Annotated in this window: 16 protein-coding genes; 13 read left to right on the forward strand and 3 right to left on the reverse strand. The window is 52.4% G+C overall.

Annotation, left to right across the window (positions count from 1 at the left end):
- The first annotated feature begins 5 nt into the window (after positions 1-5).
- From BMW93_RS08275 to BMW93_RS08320, 10 genes are all read left to right on the forward strand, one after another.
- Positions 6-1,556: a SusD/RagB family nutrient-binding outer membrane lipoprotein gene (locus tag BMW93_RS08275; RefSeq protein ID WP_177194054.1), complete on the forward strand. Its 1,551-nt coding sequence runs from the start codon at positions 6-8 to the stop codon at positions 1,554-1,556.
- Positions 1,557-1,564: 8 nt separating this feature from the next.
- Entirely contained in the window at positions 1,565-3,631 is a 2,067-nt protein-coding gene (locus tag BMW93_RS08280; protein ID WP_229240273.1) for a glycoside hydrolase family 20 zincin-like fold domain-containing protein, read from the forward strand.
- An 84-nt stretch (positions 3,632-3,715) separates the two neighbouring features.
- Positions 3,716-4,501 (forward strand): creatininase family protein, encoded by a 786-nt coding sequence (locus tag BMW93_RS08285; protein ID WP_090374753.1) that lies wholly within the window; start codon positions 3,716-3,718, stop codon positions 4,499-4,501.
- Positions 4,502-4,650: 149 nt separating this feature from the next.
- Positions 4,651-5,595 carry a 3-hydroxyacyl-CoA dehydrogenase family protein gene (locus tag BMW93_RS08290; protein WP_090374754.1) on the forward strand — a complete coding sequence of 315 codons (945 nt, stop codon included), beginning with the start codon at positions 4,651-4,653 and terminating at the stop codon, positions 5,593-5,595.
- Positions 5,592-6,725 carry a mandelate racemase/muconate lactonizing enzyme family protein gene (locus tag BMW93_RS08295; protein WP_090374755.1) on the forward strand — a complete coding sequence of 378 codons (1,134 nt, stop codon included), beginning with the start codon at positions 5,592-5,594 and terminating at the stop codon, positions 6,723-6,725. Before BMW93_RS08290 ends, BMW93_RS08295 begins: the two co-directional genes overlap by 4 nt.
- Complete coding sequence (locus BMW93_RS08300; protein WP_090374756.1) at positions 6,722-7,660, forward strand: DMT family transporter; 939 nt, start codon at positions 6,722-6,724, stop codon at positions 7,658-7,660. The genes BMW93_RS08295 and BMW93_RS08300 overlap by 4 nt, the downstream gene beginning before the upstream one ends.
- Before the next feature lie 13 nt (positions 7,661-7,673).
- Positions 7,674-8,630 carry a dihydrodipicolinate synthase family protein gene (locus tag BMW93_RS08305; RefSeq protein WP_090374757.1) on the forward strand — a complete coding sequence of 319 codons (957 nt, stop codon included), beginning with the start codon at positions 7,674-7,676 and terminating at the stop codon, positions 8,628-8,630.
- Positions 8,631-8,698: 68 nt separating this feature from the next.
- Positions 8,699-9,442 carry an SDR family NAD(P)-dependent oxidoreductase gene (locus BMW93_RS08310; protein ID WP_090375073.1) on the forward strand — a complete coding sequence of 248 codons (744 nt, stop codon included), beginning with the start codon at positions 8,699-8,701 and terminating at the stop codon, positions 9,440-9,442.
- Positions 9,443-9,599: 157 nt separating this feature from the next.
- Positions 9,600-10,688 carry a hypothetical protein gene (locus tag BMW93_RS08315; RefSeq protein ID WP_090374758.1) on the forward strand — a complete coding sequence of 363 codons (1,089 nt, stop codon included), beginning with the start codon at positions 9,600-9,602 and terminating at the stop codon, positions 10,686-10,688.
- 11 nt (positions 10,689-10,699) lie between these two features.
- The gene (locus BMW93_RS08320) at positions 10,700-12,088 is read left to right on the forward strand and encodes a Gfo/Idh/MocA family protein (protein ID WP_090374759.1); all 1,389 of its coding nucleotides are present in this window, start codon (positions 10,700-10,702) and stop codon (positions 12,086-12,088) included.
- Position 12,089: 1 nt separating this feature from the next.
- Here BMW93_RS08320 and BMW93_RS08325 read toward each other — a convergent pair whose 3' ends face one another.
- From BMW93_RS08325 to BMW93_RS08335, 3 genes are all read right to left on the reverse strand, one after another.
- A complete protein-coding gene (locus tag BMW93_RS08325) occupies positions 12,090-12,428 on the reverse strand; it encodes a cupin domain-containing protein (RefSeq protein WP_090374760.1) in 339 nt (112 codons plus the stop codon).
- A gap of 65 nt (positions 12,429-12,493) precedes the next feature.
- On the reverse strand, positions 12,494-14,062 hold the full coding sequence (locus BMW93_RS08330; protein WP_143061623.1) for a hypothetical protein: 1,569 nt from the start codon (positions 14,060-14,062) through the stop codon (positions 12,494-12,496).
- 12 nt (positions 14,063-14,074) lie between these two features.
- On the reverse strand, positions 14,075-14,731 hold the full coding sequence (locus BMW93_RS08335; protein ID WP_090374762.1) for a hypothetical protein: 657 nt from the start codon (positions 14,729-14,731) through the stop codon (positions 14,075-14,077).
- 300 nt (positions 14,732-15,031) lie between these two features.
- On the opposite strand from BMW93_RS08335, the gene BMW93_RS08340 reads away from it, so the two are divergent.
- The 3 genes from BMW93_RS08340 (at position 15,032) to BMW93_RS08350 (ending at position 17,165) form a co-directional block, all read left to right on the forward strand.
- Positions 15,032-15,589, forward strand: a complete 558-nt coding sequence (locus BMW93_RS08340; protein ID WP_229240275.1) for a hypothetical protein — start codon at positions 15,032-15,034, stop codon at positions 15,587-15,589.
- Positions 15,590-15,739: 150 nt separating this feature from the next.
- The gene (locus BMW93_RS08345) at positions 15,740-16,306 is read left to right on the forward strand and encodes a carboxymuconolactone decarboxylase family protein (protein ID WP_090374763.1); all 567 of its coding nucleotides are present in this window, start codon (positions 15,740-15,742) and stop codon (positions 16,304-16,306) included.
- 283 nt (positions 16,307-16,589) lie between these two features.
- Positions 16,590-17,165 carry a carboxymuconolactone decarboxylase family protein gene (locus BMW93_RS08350; RefSeq protein WP_090374764.1) on the forward strand — a complete coding sequence of 192 codons (576 nt, stop codon included), beginning with the start codon at positions 16,590-16,592 and terminating at the stop codon, positions 17,163-17,165.
- Positions 17,166-17,195 lie beyond the last annotated feature (30 nt).

Raw genomic sequence — 17,195 nt, forward strand, 5'->3', positions numbered from 1 at the left:
TGCTCATGAAAATGCTGCCGGTGGTAATTGCAGCGGCTATTCTGACAAGCTGTACCGACAATTTCGATTCGCTGAATACCGATGCGACCAAAATCAGCAGCGTGGGCAGCAAGGAATATCCGTTCATGTTTGCTTATGCATTGATGTCGCCCACACTCAGTCCCGACAATTTCGAAGTAGGAGAGGGAACAATCGCCTCCGTGTACTCCCAGTTTCTCTCGCAGGCCGCGCAATCGTTCCCGACGGATCGTTACGTGATCCGGCAGGACTGGATGCCCGCGTGCTGGAACCCGGTGTACACCGCCGCCGCGCCACAACTGAAAACGATCATTGCCGGTACCGAAGCGCAAAGCGCCGAGCATGCATTGGCGAGTATCTGGTGGGTTTGGATGTTCCACCGGATCACCGATTACTTCGGTCCGATCCCCTATACCGACGCCGCTTCGGGTAAGCGCTACATTTCCTACACCCCACAGGATTCTATTTATTACGACTTTTTCAAACGGCTGGATGCGGCTTCGACGGTCCTCAAATCACATGCTGCGGACAAGCCTTTTGGCGCTTACGACCTGGTTTATAACAAAAATGCCTCGCCGGCGACGGCCTGGATGAAGTTTGCTAACACCCTCCGCCTGCGCCTCGCATTGCGGATATCGAAAGTGAATCCGGAAATGGCGAAGCAACAAGCGGAGGCTGCCGTGGCGGCGGGTGTGATCACCGATATCGCCGACGACGCCTATATGCCTAAATCGACGACGACATATGCGGAATACAACGGTTTGGCCGTCACCGTGGGCTGGGACGACGTGCGTATGAGCGCCTCCATGGAATCGATTTTGAAGGGATATGAAGATCCGCGGCTGCCGGTTTATTTCCAGCCATCGGTTTCGACGGGCACTTACGAAGGCGTTCGCAACGGTTTGTTTACATCGGAAAAAATCATCGATATTAATTCAAGGTTGTTCAATTCCAATATGGGTACCCGCTGGGCGACCTGGGTAGGGAGTGACTGGAAAACCACCTACAATGTCCCCCAGAACATCCTGCACGCCGCAGAAGCCTGTTTCCTGCGTGCGGAAGGAGCGCTCAACGGCTGGAACATGGGCGGTACAGCCGAGGATTTTTACAAGAAAGGCATTCAGGTTTCGATGGCCCAATGGGGTATTACCGACCAGGCGGCCATCGCGAAATACATTGCCAATACGGCCCTTCCCATTGCGCCTAAGGACGGTATGAATTCCCCCGCGGTGAACGATTATCCGGTGAAATGGAGCGCTTCGGAAAGCATGCAGCGCAAGCAGGTGGCGCAGCAAAAATGGCTCGCATTGTTTCCGGACGGCATGGAAGGCTGGGCCGAGGTGCGCAGAACAGGGCTGCCGAAGCTCTACCCGATCGTACACAGCGAAAACCCGGACCTGCCGGAAGGGAAATTCATCCGCCGGATGCCTTTCCTCGATACGGAAAAGCAAACCAATGCTGCCGAGGTGGAAAAGGCCGTCAAAATGCTCGGCGGGCCTGATAATGCCGCAACGCCGTTGTGGTGGGACAAGAATTAAACTCAAAAATGATGTTCTTTCGCCTGTTCGTATCCTGTCTGCTGATTTTGCCAGTTTTTGCCCAAAGTGCGCCCGTGCTATTCCCGCAGCCGCAAATGGTCCGCTATTCGGGAGAGCAGTTTCCGGTGTCGTTGCTGTCGGTCGTAGTGCCGCAGTCGGCTACCGCGGAGGTGCGGTTTGCATTGCAGGAGCTTGAAAACGTAGTGCAGGAGCGTGCCGGGCAGGCTGTTAAAAGTGCGCCTTCTTCCACATTGGCAACGTTTCAATGGATTGTGCGAAAGGAAGGAGGCGCACTGCCGGAAGTGTCCGAAAGGGATGGTGCAAGCAGCCGGGAGCATTACAAGCTGACGGTTTCGCGTGTGGGCGTACGCGTAGAGGCGCAGACATCCGCGGGATTGTATTATGCCGTGCAGACATTGCGCCAGCTGATAACAGGGCAGGGTAAAACTGCATTTATCCCGGGTGTGATTATCGAAGACCGGCCCAAACTGACCTATCGCGGTGTAATGATGGATTTCGCACATGGCGGTTTGCTAACCGTCATGGAAATCAAGCGACAGATCGATTTCCTGGCCCGGTGGAAAACCAATCAGTATTACTTTTACAATGAGGTAAGTATCGAATTGAAAGGCTTTCCTAATATCGCATATCGCGCGGGTTACACGCAGGCGCAGATACGCGAGATCATCGCGTATGGCAGGCAGCGGCACATGGAAGTGGTGCCGTTCCTGAACCTGTACGGGCATTTGCACGAGTTGTTACGGAGTGAGCAATACGCGAAGCTGGCTATCGGGCAATACGGGCACGAGCTCGACCCGCGTAAGCCTGAGACGAACGCGTTGCTGAAAGACTGGATCCGTCAGTATGCGGACCTTTTTCCAGGCCCGTTTATCCATGTCGGCTTTGACGAGACCTGGGAAACCAAGCGCATTGCCGATGACAAGGATGCCCGCATTAACTCCGAAGGCCTTTGGGTACAGCAGCTTACATTCGTTCAGTCCGAGCTTAAAAAGTATGGGAAAACCGTACTGGCGTGGACGGACATGAACAATTACTATCCCGATATTATCAAAAAAATTCCGCAGGAGGTGATTCCGGTATTGTGGGAATATAAGCCTGATACTGTTGAGATTAACCGTTATTTAAACCCCATATTAAAAGAGAAAAAACCGTTTTTTATACAACCTGCCGTTTCCGGCTGGGGCCACATTTATCCCGACGCCGATTATACCTGCAACAACATAGATCTCTGCCTGCAGGCAGCGGTGAAGCATCGTGCGCTCGGGTTTATCCATTCGGTGTGGACGGACCCGGTAGAACCCTTTGTGCGGGCGTCGTGGCTTTTCATGGCTTATGGGTGCATTGGAGCGTGGCAGGGTTATGTACCTGATCAAAAGAACTTTACGGAAATGTATAGCCGCGTCATGTACCCGTATGCAGCGGGTGAAATGCAGAGGGCGTTCGATCACCTCGCTGCTTCCAACGAAGCGCTCGATAAATGCCTCGGGCGGAATACCAACGGCATGCCGCGCGGGACAATCGTCGAAAGTTGGTCGAACCCGTTTTCGCCCTACTACCTTAAAAATACGAATGAGCATACAGCCGATTTCCGGCAGGCGCGCGAGTCGGGCGAGCTGGCCCAGGCGGAGCTGATCACCGCATTGGGTAAATGCAGTCCGAAGGACACCGTATTTATTCAGTCGATGATCGTCACGGCGCGGCTGATGGTGTATTCGGCAACCCGTTTTTTGTGGGCTAAGACTATTTGCGACCGATGGAACGAGTCGATGTTGCAGCGGAAAAAGAATGATTTCGTGGCGTATGACCTGGTTTATCCGTGTCATGGCCTGCTGGTGGATGTCATGGACGAGGCGGGCGAGCTGAAAACGGCTTATTCGGAAGCCTGGCGCGCGGAATATTTGCCCTACCGGCTCAATACCATGCTCGGTCGATTCGATGTAGAAATGGGTTTATGGCAGAAGCTATCCCTGAAAGTGATCAGCAACCGCATTGAAAACAAGCCGGACCACGTGGCTGACCAGCCTTTTGAAACATTGTTTAAACCCGACTTTTGATATTTTGTAAACTATTTTATTTAAATTTTGTAAACAAAAAATTAATCAATACTTTTGAACAGTAGCCTGTCCTGAACCTCCGTTATGCGATTCGCCGACTTAAACTATCCATCTATCCGGGCATTAGCCGAAGAGGCAGTAGTGCTGCTTCCGCTGGGTGCCACGGAGCAGCACGGGCCGCATCTGGCCGTGTCGACGGATACGGATATAGTCACGCACCTCGCGGGTGTCGCGGAGGCGTCCCTCGCCGGGCGCGTGTTGTTGTGCCCGACGTTGCCGATCGGTTCGAGTCATCACCACTTGTCGTTTGGCGGGACAATCAGTATCAACCCGGCATTATACACACAGGTAATCGTGGATATGGTAGGCACGCTGTTGCGAAGTGGTTTCCGGAGGATTGTGCTGCTGAATGGTCACGGCGGTAATATCACGCCGGTGAAACAGGCCCTTGCGATGCTAAGTAGTGATTCCGAGTACGCAAATGCTGTCAACATTGCCCTGGTAACTTACTGGGAGCTGGCCGGAAAGCCATTTGCCGGAGACGCGCCCATGGAAAGTCCCGCATTGAGCCATGCCTGCGAATACGAAACGAGCATGATGCTCCATCTTTTTCCCGGGAAAGTATGGATGGAAAAAGCGGAACGTGCCCAACGGCCGGCCAGCAACGGCTACATTCCCTGGGAAGACGACGAGCCCTACCGCGGCGTAACGCTCTTCAAGCAAACCGCCTTCATTTCCGGCAATGGCAGCAGCGGCGAACCGCAAAAAGCGACAGCCGAAAAGGGAGCGCATTTGATCGGTAAGGCAACGGAGGCATTGGTGGCGTTTTTGGACGCATTTGCAGGATGGGAGATAGGTGGGAGGTTGTAGTCAGGTGTTGTCAAGAGTGGTCAGGTGTTGTCAAGAGTAGTCAGGTTTTGTCAAGAGTGGTCAGGTGTTGTCAAGAATGGTCAGGTGTTGTCATAACTATCAGCAAATCAAAAGCAATCAGCGGTCAGCCGTCGGCGGTCCATATCAACATGAACAACAAACCACGTATCGGAACCGTAGGCCTGGGCCTGATGGGCAGCAGCATTGCCACCTGCATTCTCGCGGCGGGGCATGAAGTTACCTCGCTGGTTAAGGATGAAAGCGAGGCGGGACCGGCGCGTAGACGTATCCTGGGTTTTCTGGACGAGCTTCGCTATGAAGGACTGCTAAAAGAACCGCCCGAAACGGTGGCGGGGCGCATTACGATTACAACGAATATCGCCGACCTGGTCGATCATGAAGTGGTGATCGAGTCGATTACCGAGGATGTGGAAGCGAAAAAGGCCGTGTACAAGGCATTGGAAACGGTGCTTTCCAACACGGCCATTATCGGCAGCAATACTTCGGCAATCCCGGTTTCGGTTTTGCAGGAAGGTTTGTGGCATCCCGAGCGGCTGCTGGGTATTCACTGGGCGGAACCGGCGCATATTACCCGGTTTATGGAGGTGATTTGCGGAAAGGATTCGGACCTGAAATATGCGGAGCAAATCGTGAAGCTGGCCGAAAGCTGGGGGAAGGAACCGTCGCTGCTGCGGAAGGATATCCGCGGGTTTATCACCAACCGTATTATGTATGCGATGCTGCGCGAAGCTTTCAATCTGGTGGAGAACGGCTATGCGACAGTCGAGGACGTCGACCGCTCGCTGCGAAACGACCTTGGATACTGGATCACCTTCGCGGGACCCTTCCGGTTTATGGATTTGACGGGCATTCCGGCCTACCTGACCGTGATGAAGGATTTGTTCCCCGACCTCGATAACCGGCAGACGGTGCCCCAAATGATGGAAAAACTCGTAGCCTCCGGTGCGAAAGGCGTGAGCAATGCGCAGGGATTTTACCCCTATACCCCTGAAAGCGCCGAGGCCTGGGAAAAAGCATTTATCGATTTTAGTTACGATATCCGGAAGCTGGCTGAAAAATACCCGCAGGAATGACAACAATTGTATCGGTCCGGGCCACGGAGGTAATCGTGCCGGCCAAACCCGGAAGCCTGAATTCCGAAACGGTACTGGACAAGGACAGCGCATTTGCCCAAAAATTCCTGACCGGCGAAAGCTGGACGGAATTTGCGAACCAGCCCAAATGGATCATCGAAATGACCCTCGCGAACGGGCTTACGGGCATAGGCGAGACCTACCGCAGCGCCTCGGGCGACCTCATCCGAGAGGCTGTGCGCGAATTCGTGGGAAAAGATGTGTTGAACCTGAACTGGCGGCGGCTACCCGTAACCGATCAGCGCATTTACGAAGCATTTGAAAGCTGTGTCCTCGATCTGGTGGGGAAGCTGCTGCACGTGCCGGTGTACCAGTTGCTTGGCGGAAGTTACCGCGATACGGTCGATTGTATGGGTTGGACTGGCCGGCGGACACCGGAAGACGCAGCCCGGAAGGCATTCGAGGCAATGCAGAAAGGGCATAAGGTTTTCAAATTCAAATGTTCCGATGAAGACCCGGTGCGGCTTTGGACCGAAGAGATTAAAAAACAATGCGGCGACGGCATTAAAGTCCTGCTCGACCCGAACCAACGCTGGAACGATGTGAAAACGACGATGAAACTGATGGAGGGAGTGGAAACGGACGTCATGCTAGGCCTCGAAGACCCGGTACTGCACGCGGATGTGGAAGGTTTTAAATACCTCAGAAAACAGCTTGGTATACCCATTTACCGGCACATTTCGCTCCCGTACACGCAGGACATCCGCGACATGATCACGTTCGTGCGTGCGGACGCGGCCGACGGCTACAATTTCAATGGCTCGGCCTACAACTGCATCCTGCTGGCGGAAATCGCGCACCTGGAAGGTAAGCAATGCTGGCGCGGCTCGGAAGTAGACCTGGGTATCTCGGAGACGATGGGGCTCCACATTGCGGCGGCGAGCATTAATTGCACGATTCCGTCGGACATTTTCGGGGAGCTCGTGCGGTTGGACGACCTGCTTTCCGAGCCTATTGTATTTCAAAACGGCGCGGCAAAAGTACCGCAGGGCCACGGGCTGGGTATTGCACTCGATCACGACGCGCTTCAAAAATATCAAACCGGAAAAATCCTAACCGCACATTCATGAAGAAGGCATTCTATTCGTGGGCGATCCTCTTCTTCTGCAACCTGATCTGGTCGTTCCATTTCACATGCATTAAACTCACACAGGATCAGGTAGGGCCATATTTTACGGTTTGGTTGCCTATGCTGCTCGCTACGGTTTTCCTGGCACCTTATGCCTGGCGCGATTTTAAAAAAGGGAACAAGCGAATCCGGGACGTACTCATTTTTGTGCAACTGGCAGCCATCGGTGCCTTCCCTTCACAGGTGCTGATGACCTGGGGCACGCAGTACTCGTTAGCAAGCAACGCGGCCATCCTGATCCTCGCATTACCTGTGGTTACAGCGGTTTTTGCATTCATTATATTAAAAGAAAAAATGAACCGCATCCGCTGGATCAGCTTCGGGATCGCAATCGCAGGCGTGCTGCTCTGCTCGACGGATGATATCCGGAATATGGACATGAGCTCGCAGTACGCGGTCGGTAACCTGTTGATTTTCCTTGCGATACTGGGCAATGGCTATTATAATGTCGGCTGCAAGAAGATCGCCGGGCAATACACCGAAATGGAAATGGTTTTTTACACCTACCTCGTGATGGTAATCCTGCTGGCCCCGTTGGTGTGGTACTACGAGCCGAAAATGTATTCGGTGATACCGCATTATACCGCGCAGACCTGGACGGGGATGATCGCGCTGACGCTCTTTCACAATTTCCTGTCGATGCTGCTGTTTTTCAAGGTCCTCAAATACCTCGATGCCACGCAGGTTGCATTGTCCAATTACCTCATTACGTTCATGGGCCTGCCCATTGCGGCATTCGTCCTGGGCGAAACATTGAAAGCACAGGCCATTATCGGCGGCATCCTGGTGCTTGCATCAACGTTGATACTCACCATTGTAGACAGCAGGGCGACGCGGGAAAAAACGCAGGAAGACCTGGTGAATGCCAATCCATAAAACCCCCAAGCGTATGAATGCAGAAAACGAACTCTCGGGCGTCGTTCCCATTATCCCGACGCCATTTACAGAAGATGAGGAGATTGACGAAGCGGCCCTCCGCGACCTGATCGATTTTGCCGTTTCGGCCGGTATCGGGGCCGTTTGCCTGCCGGCCTATGCCAGCGAATTTTACAAACTGACAGACGACGAGAAGTTGCAGGTCGTGCGCATAGCCGTGTCGCAGGCGGCCGGGCGCGTGAAGATCGTCGCGCAATCCAATCACCCGTCGCTGAAACAGGCCATCCGTCTCGCGCAGGCGAACGTGGCGGCAGGCGCGGACGTCGTGTCGCTCGCGGTACCGCGGATTTTCAGCCTGCCGGAAGATTCGCTCAAAGCTTATCTGTCCGAATTTTTACAATCCATACCCGATACGCCGGTACTGATCCAGGACTTCAACCCGGGCGGGTCGTCGATCAGCGTCAGCTTCATCCGGGAGTTGATGGAGCAGCATCCGAATTTTAAATACCTCAAACTCGAAGAACCGCTGTGCGCGCCGAAATTTGAAAGCATTATCAACGAAACCGGGGGCAAAATCGGGCTTTTTGAAGGCTGGGGCGGCTTGTATATGCTCGAACTCATTCCGTTGGGTATCCGCGGGGTAATGCCGGGGCTGGCCGTGTCCGACATTTTGCAGAAAGTATTTACCCTTCGTAACCAGGGCGCGCACCAGAAAGCATTCGATCTGTTCGAAAAGGTAATGCCGCAGATATTCTTCTCCCTGCAAAATATGGAGCTCTTCCATTATGCCGAAAAGGAGCTGCTGATGGCGCGCGGGGTCCTGAAAAACAGCATTGCCCGCAAGGCCGCGTATATCCCTGACCCTTCGTCTGTTTCCTATATTAAGGAATTGAATCAGAGGGTTTTGGATGTGATTAATGATGAAACGTGGGAAATCAGGTCACTGGAAACAACCTTGTCGAAAGCGTGATAAAAAACGGAGAAAAAAGTACTTTTAAAACCAGCAAACCTAAGTTCAATACTAAACGCGCTGGTAAGATGAACACTTTCGAGGATCAGGTCGCCGTGATTACGGGCGCCGCTTCCGGTTTGGGGCTGGTGATCGCCCATAAGCTGCTGAATGAAGGTGCCCGAATAGGACTACTGGATTTGAACGGGCAGGCGTTGAAGGACGAATTCGTCGGCAATGCGGAGCGCGAGGAGGTCATCGGCGTGGATGTTACCGATGAGCAACTAGTTTCCGATGCCGTGGCGCGGGTGGTGGAGCGTTTTGGTAAAATCGATATCCTGATCAACTGCGCCGGGATCACGGGCGCTACCAATATCAAAAGCCACGATGTGGATACCGCCAATTTGCAGAAAGTGTTCAATATCAATTTTATGGCGAGCTTTTATACCGCCAAAGCCGTGCTGCCCTACATGCTTCGAAACAACTACGGGCGGATTTTGCACATTGCATCTATTGCCGGAAAAGAAGGAAATGCGGGTATGCTGGCCTATTCCGCTTCAAAAGCGGCGGTGATCGGCATGACGAAGGTGCAGGGCAAGGAATACGCCGAGACAGGCATTACCGTAAATGCACTCGCGCCGGCGGTGATCCAGACGCCCCTCGTGGACGCGATGCCCGAAGCGCAGGTGAAATACATGACCGACAAGATCCCCATGAAGCGCTGCGGCACACTCGAAGAAGCGGCAAACATGGCCGCATTCATCGTTTCGCCGGAGAATAGCTTCGTTACCGGATTCACGTTTGATCTTTCGGGGGGCAGGGCAACGTATTAGGCTGACGCCGACTGCCGACCATAGATCGCCTGTCGGCGATCGACCATGGACCATGGGGCCGTGGACGAGAGATTTGTTAGATTGAAAGGATTACACAAAAAACATAGTCCATGGTCCATGATCCATCGTCGATAGTCCATGGTCAAAACCTCTTCCCATGAACACCACCAATAACCCACTAAACTTCCTTACTCCCGTTCAAGGAGATGTGTTTCACTCCTTTGACGGCAATTTGCTGGATGGTAAGTTGATAATCGTTGTAAAGGTGGCGGCGCCGGAACACGCTTTAATTTTCGTGAACGGCATACCGGCCTCGCGTGTGGACGACCATTTTCAGGTGGAGGTTTTGCTGGAAGGATATGAAAACAGGCTGGAAGCAGTGGACGAGATCAGCGGAGCGAAAACGGCTATCCGCGTTTTTTTACTCAACAATTTCGCCGGGCATTACAGGCTGTCGATCGATGATAATATCTGGTTTTTACGTGATATTCAGGAAAACAGGGGCCGATATGCGTCGCTTTTCGACAATGCTTACTTAGGATTTTTGAAACAAATCAATGCGGAATACGCGACAAAAATCCACCTGAACCTCTTTTATCAAACGGAAGGCTTCAACCTCTCCGATTTCACAGATCAGTACAAAAACGAATGGAAAGCCAACGCGGACTGGCTTCGGCTGAGCTTCCATGCATTGCAGGAATTTCCCGACATGCCGTATGTGCATGCCGGTTATGATGAGGTGAAACGCGATTGCGACCTCATTATGAGTGAGATTCGTCGGTTTGCCGGGGAGGAAGTCATGCATTCGGTCACTACCATCCATTGGGGCGAAGCCACGGCCGCGGGCTCTCGTGCGATGCGCGATGCGGGTTACGTGGGGCAGGTGGGGTATTTCAATGTGGATGATAAGCTGCCGTCTGCTTCCTACTACCTCACCGTGCCGCAGCGCAGGCACCTCAAAAAGCGTTTTGTATGGCGGGACACGGAGCAGGACATCACTTTCGTCCGCGCGAGCATTGTAATCGACACCAAAAAGCTGGAAGACATCCGCCCGCACCTCGATGCACACGAAAAGAACGGTCACAAACCGCCCTACCTCGATTTGCTGGTGCATGAGCAATATTTCTATCCATCCTATTTCAACTATCAGCCCGATTTTCGCGACAAAATCCGCACGGCCGTGCAATGGGCGAAAGATAATGGCTACACGCCTCAGTTTTTGAGCGAATCTATTTTGAATGCCTAATCCGCGCCCCGATGGACCAGCACCGCAGAGATTTTATTAAAATGACCGGCCTGGGGTTGGCTTCGGCGGCATTACCACCAGTCGATACCGCGATGCCGTTGGCGCGTCCGGCCAGCGCACAGCTGTTCAATATGTGCAATTATGCCGCTCCGAAGCTCGAAACGGTGCGTATTGGCTTCATCGGGCTGGGTAACCGCGGAATGGCTGCGGTGGAGCGGATGAACAAGATCGCGGGCGTGGAAATCAAAGCGATTTGTGATCTGCGGGAAGGGAAAGTGAACGAAGCTATTCAAATGGTAGCCGGTCACGGACACAAACCCCAGGGCTATCATACGCATCCCGAAATCTGGAAGAGGCTCTGCGAGCGCGGCGACCTCGATCTGGTATACATTGTGACGCCCTGGGCATTGCACACCCCGATGGCGGTGTTCGCGATGAACCACGGCAAGCACGTATGCGTGGAAGTCCCCGCGGCCAAAACGATCGATGAATGCTGGCAACTGGTCGAAACGTCGGAAAAGACGCGGAAGCATTGCATGATGACCGAAAACTGCTGCTACGATTTTTCGGAACTGCTAACCCTGAATCTGGCGCGACAGGGTTTCTTCGGCGAAATCACCCACGCGGAAGGCGCTTACATTCATAATTTGCAGGAATATGTGTTTGACAAAGAGCGGTTTTACCAGATGTGGGAGCTGAAAGAGCTCTCGCAACGGACGGGTAACCTCTATCCGACGCACGGCCTCGGGCCTATTTGCCAGGTAATGAATATCAACCGGGGCGATGCGATGGATTACCTCGTATCAATGTCGAACAATGATTTTGTGATGGCTGATACGGCCAAACAGCTGGCTGCTGGTGATGCCGATTTCAAACCATTCGTCGGGAAGCCTTTCAACGGGATGATGAACACCTCCACCATCCGCACGAAAAACGGCAAAACGATCATGGTACAATTTGACGTCGCGTCACCGCGGCCCTACTCCCGCATCCAGCTCGTGAGTGGTACCCAGGGCGCCGCATTGAAATACCCCGAGCCTGCCCGCATTGCCAAAGGTCACGAATGGCTTTCGGCGGAAGCATATAAAGCACTGGAAACGACACATACGCCGCCTATTGTGAAGAAAATAGGGGAAGCAGCCAAACAGGTCGGCGGCCACGGCGGCATGGATTTTCTCATGGACTGGCGCACCATCGACTGCCTGCGTAACGGCCTGCCACTCGACCAGGACGTGTACGATGCCGCATTGTGGAGCTCCGTCGGTCCGCTTAGCGAATGGTCGGTAGCGCATCGCTCCAACTCCATCGACGTCCCGGATTTCACCCGCGGTAGCTGGAAAACCAATGCGCCCATTGATATTTCCATGGAAAAAGGTGGTACAACGGGCGTAAGGCTCTGAACTACGACTGCTTTTCGAGTTCGATGAAATCCTGGCGCGCAGGGGTAAAGCAATCGATCACCCTGCATTGCGTATGAGCCACGGCGGAATGCGGCGCGTGCGGTGGGATATGGGCCGTCATGCCCGGCGTGAGCAGCATCGTTTCCCCGTCGACGGTAAATTCCAGCTCACCTTCCAGCACATGGCACCATTGCTCATGGAAATGGCTGTGCTCGGGCAGCACGGTCCCCGCATCGATTGTGAAGTGCCCGAAGGTTTGCTGCTCCGAATGGCCGAGCGTGCCATAAATGCCATCCCAGATTTTGACTACTTTATTGGTTTTGAAATTGACGAAAGGCATTTTGTTGGTTGGTTAATGCGGCTTTTGATTTGCAAATGTAGCGCTTGCCGCATTGTTATCCGGAGTCATTCCAAAATCAGCCTGATCTTTTCCATGTTTTTGTTGACGATCCGGCCATGTACGACATGCAGGTAGTAAACGCCTTTGGGTAATTCTCGAACATTCATTTCCATTTTATTGCCGTCCTTGAAAGCCTGGTTCCTGTAAATCTCGACTGGCGATAGCGTCCTGACGGGGATAGTGGAATGTTCCGAAAAGAGCTCGACAGATTGCGGCATGACTTCTTCATTTTCCAAATTATCGAGTTGAATCGTAATCAGGTCTTGCACGGAAGGGTTGGGGTAGACGGTCAATGCTTGCAGGCAGTTAATCACCCGGAAGCCGAAGTATTTGGTCGTAACGCCGCAGTTGTTCCCGAAACCTAATTCAAACAGCACATCATTTGAAAGTGCCTTGAAAGTTAGCCCAACACCATCCCATTGATTCGGCGCCCAGGTGAAATTAGCGGGGTTTGATGTAAGCTTAAACCAGCTTTTAGAAAGTACCTTCGAAAATTCGAGCTTCGCATCGCCTTGCGTCGGATTTCCCGTCCAGCAAAATGCATTCGGATAGGGCGGGCTGTCGTCCTCGGCCAGTCCGTAGGTGAGGCCGTTGGTGGTATAGTAGCCGTTTTTGTAAATAGCGGGGCCGTAAAATACCGAGCGGCTTTCGCTGTTGGTACTGGCGATACCGCAGGCGGTCGAATACGCTTTTACCGTATAGCCGCCATCGGTTGTGGCCGATACGGCAACATTACCGGATACCGTTTGAGGAGATGTTGATCCGTTTATTTTCGCGCCACCCGCCGGTGTCCACGTGAACTTGTCGGCATTAGTGCCTATCGCGCTTGCGTTAATCGTTTGCCCCGCATTGCAAACGCTTAAACCGCTTCCGTTAAGGCCAGGGGCAGAAGACGTCAGAACAGGGAGCGGGCGATTGACGGTCACAGCATTGCCATAAATGTAAAGATTAGGAACATCGCTTCTCGATACACCCACCTTGATCGTGCCCTGCGAATTTGTGCCCGGCGTCACCACGATGGTGTTGGTGTTGGAAAAGCCGCTCCAACCGGCCGGTAACGTCCAGAAATAGCTTGTGGCATTGGTAACCGGGTCAACTGAGAGTGTAATGGGGGTATTCCCGCACGGAACGGTGATCGACCCTTGCGCGGCGACCCCATTCACTTTGATCGGGCCCGGCGTGCCGAGGTATTTGATGGGGATGCTGATGGTTGCGCTGGTGTTAGGACATGACGAGCAAGAAGGGCTGATGTTGGTAGTGACCTTGACGGTACCGTTTGCATTTACATTGTTCCATTTAACTTTCACTTTGAATGAACCATCATTTTCGAAAATGCACGGGTTGCCGGTCGTTCCACCGTCGATAGTCCCATTGGTGATTTCCCATTTGAATTTGCATGTATCTAATTTCTTATTGCAACTCGCAAAGCTTGCATCCGTTGCTACATATTCGTGCTCCGTTCCATTAGGGAGGGCCGTGTTACATCCCGAAGTGCAACCGATGGTCAACTGCGCATTGGCAAATTGAAATGCCGAAAGCATGAGTCCAAGCGTAATGCATATAGCTCTTTTCATAAATGTGTGATATTAAAAGTGATACGATAAGTTAAGTGCTCTGAAAGGGTCGAGGCCAACTCCAATTGTTCGGGAGAATCCCTCGCTTCGGTTTTCTACATGGTCCCAGTTGGATAATTGATGAAAAGAAAAATTTGCCCATATTTCGACGGAAACGGATAATTGTGGAAGTATGCGATATTTTGCTCCGATAAAAGGTCCGACAAGTCCGATGTGTATTCTGCTTTCATGGTAAGGGTTTACTACTGAGCCCGATGCGTCCGACGCGTAAGAATAGAAGGCTTCAACACCGTAGTAAAGCTGATGCTTTTTGATATTCTTTTGCCATTCGTATCCCAAAGTGGTACCGATGTGCCAATGTTTTGCTTTAGATATCAGGGAGTCAGAATTCATTCCATAACTTCTGTCCTTTGAGATTCCTCCCCATAATGACAGACGGTAAGCTCCATTTTTTTTGCTCATCCTTCTGATCGTTAACCTCATTGGAGCGCCTTTGATAAGCCCGTACAGGCTCATGCTGACATCCCACGGACGCACATGGCTAGCGCTATCGATGCGGGATACCTTTTTGACTGTCTTTTCTAGCTGCCCAAAGGATGCATGGCTGAATAACAGAATGATCAAGAATGCCAGAAGGCCGATTGGCAGGCATAAACAACTACGTTTCATCACGGTTCGAAATTAGTTTTGGCTGAAAGTACCTGCTATTTACAAAGCCGGTTTCAATGTATTTCAATACAAAAACCCCTCAATATCCGAGCGGTTAACAGGCAATTATTCTTCGGCGGGAAAGTGGGGACGAATTGAAAAATGGCGTAACTAATGTGGGTATACGTTGAGTAGTAATGTGTGAATGAATGCTCCTGACTAGCGATCGGCGGCGCGTAAAAATTTTTGAGCGCGTATCAACAATTTCATTCTCATTTCCATACATTTGTACAAACCGCACAAAATTTCAATATTTCAACATTGCGCAGGATCATTTCCATATTGTTGCTGGGGCTGTTGCTTTACAATATGGTGGGCTATTCGATAGTCTACCTGTCGGAAGAACGCTATACCATCAGCGCTGCGGGAAAGGATCTGGTAGAGCAGGCGGCGGGTTCTGCGGATATTGTGATCAAAGTGCCGGTGGCGGTGCCTTACCAGACCAACTGGGACGCGCCGGAACCTGTTCAGGGGCAGATCGAGCATGAAGGGCAGTTTTACCAGATGAAAAGCCAGCAACTGATCAACGATACGTTGTATGTGCATTGCGAGTTCGATCAAAACGCCCGCGACCGCTTTTCGGAGCTCGTTTCGAAGATCAACGACCAGGTAACCGGTCAGGCGTCGGGTTCGCAGCAGGACGCGCATTCGAACATTTTAAAGCATTTCCTCAAAGAGTATATGACCGCTGGTCGCCAGCATAAGTTTTATGTGCTGGAATGGGAGCCATCCAAAAACAGGGCTCTGCCATTTTTCGTCAGATCTGTTCAGCCTGAAAGATATTACTCCATACCATCCCCGCCGCCCGATCTGGCTTAGTTTATCTTCCGTATTCTTCCTGAAAATTGCTTAACGTGCATGGATGTACGTCGTGTATACGCGTGTATGATACGTATATGCGTCGTTGCACATGCAGCCACCCGCATGCAGGAGGAAACACCGATTTACTAACTCCAAATCTTCCTTCAAATGGCGCATATTGCTCTACCCGATGAATCGCTTCCCGGCATTGTCGGACTGTTCAACTTCCGGCCGGAAACGGCTGGCCCGCTACAACTACTGGCGGAAACCCTGCTCCGTGGCGAATCGCCGATCCCAAGCGGCGAGCGCGAACTGATCGCTTCCTACGTCTCGCTTCTTAATGACACGCATTTCTGCCATACCTCGCACGGTTCGGCAGCGATGGCGCATTTAGGCTACGACCTCAGCCTGATCGACGACATTAAAAACGGATTCCAACAAATCGAAATCTCGCCCAAGCTCCGCGCATTGCTGAATATCGCCGGCAAAGTGCAGAAAAGCGGAAAGTCCGTGACCGACGAGGATATCGCAGCAGCCCGTGCGGAAGGCGCCGGTGACAGGGAAATTCACGACACGGTGCTGATCGCCGCGGCGTTCAGCATGTTCAACCGCTACGTCGACGGACTGGGTACCTGGGCACCGCAGGACAACGAAGCCTACCGCGAAATGGGCCAGCGCATGGCGTTTACGGGGTACGTTCGGTACCCGGTGAAGCAGGATGCGGTCGAGGTGTAGGTTGGTCAAGTGTGGTCATTTTTAGTCAGGTTTGGTCATTTTTAGTCAGGTTTAGTCAGGTTTAGTCATTTATAGTCAAGTATGGTCATTTGTCGTTCGAGATAACATACTGGCCATCCCTGACATACCTGACCACTCTTGACCACACTTGACAATCCCTGACCATACCTGACAATCCCTGACCACTCTTGACCATCCCTGACCACCCTTGACAATCCCTGACAATCACCTGACCACGTCCGACAAAAACGCAAATCGTTAACACAAAACCAACAACGTACCGATGCCACACATACCCTTACCGGAGCATTTGCCCGGCATTACCGGTTTGCTGGAATACAGCCGCGTAACTGCCGAGCCTATACGTCAGTTGACGCAATTCATTTTACGGGGCGAGAATTCGCTGTCGCCGGCGGAGCGGGAGCTGATCGCGACGATCGTATCACATAACAACGAATGCCGCTTCTGTACCGCGGCGCACACGGCTGCGGCGGATTTGCTGCTGGGCGAAACCGAAACCTGCGAGATCATGAAGCGGGACATCGACGCCACACCGGTTTCCGAGAAAATGAAAGCATTGCTGAAAATCGCGAAGCAGGTGCAGCAAAGCGGGAAAGCGGTAACGGCCGAGTCGATCGCGAATGCGAAAGCGCAGGGCGCTACGGATACCGAAATCCACGACACGGTGCTGATCGCCGGGCTGTTTTGTCTGTACAACCGGTACGTCGACGGTATGGCGACGGTCGCGCCGGCCAATCCTGATTTTTACGCCGGCCTCGGCCAACGTTTAGTAGACCACGGTTACAACCGCCTGCCCAACGGTTATGACCATTTGAAAAAGCAAATTCAACCAACCTAATCTAAACTTTTACTCGAACCACTATTTAAA

It is taken from the genome of Dyadobacter sp. SG02 (assembly GCF_900109045.1).
GTDB lineage: Bacteria > Bacteroidota > Bacteroidia > Cytophagales > Spirosomataceae > Dyadobacter.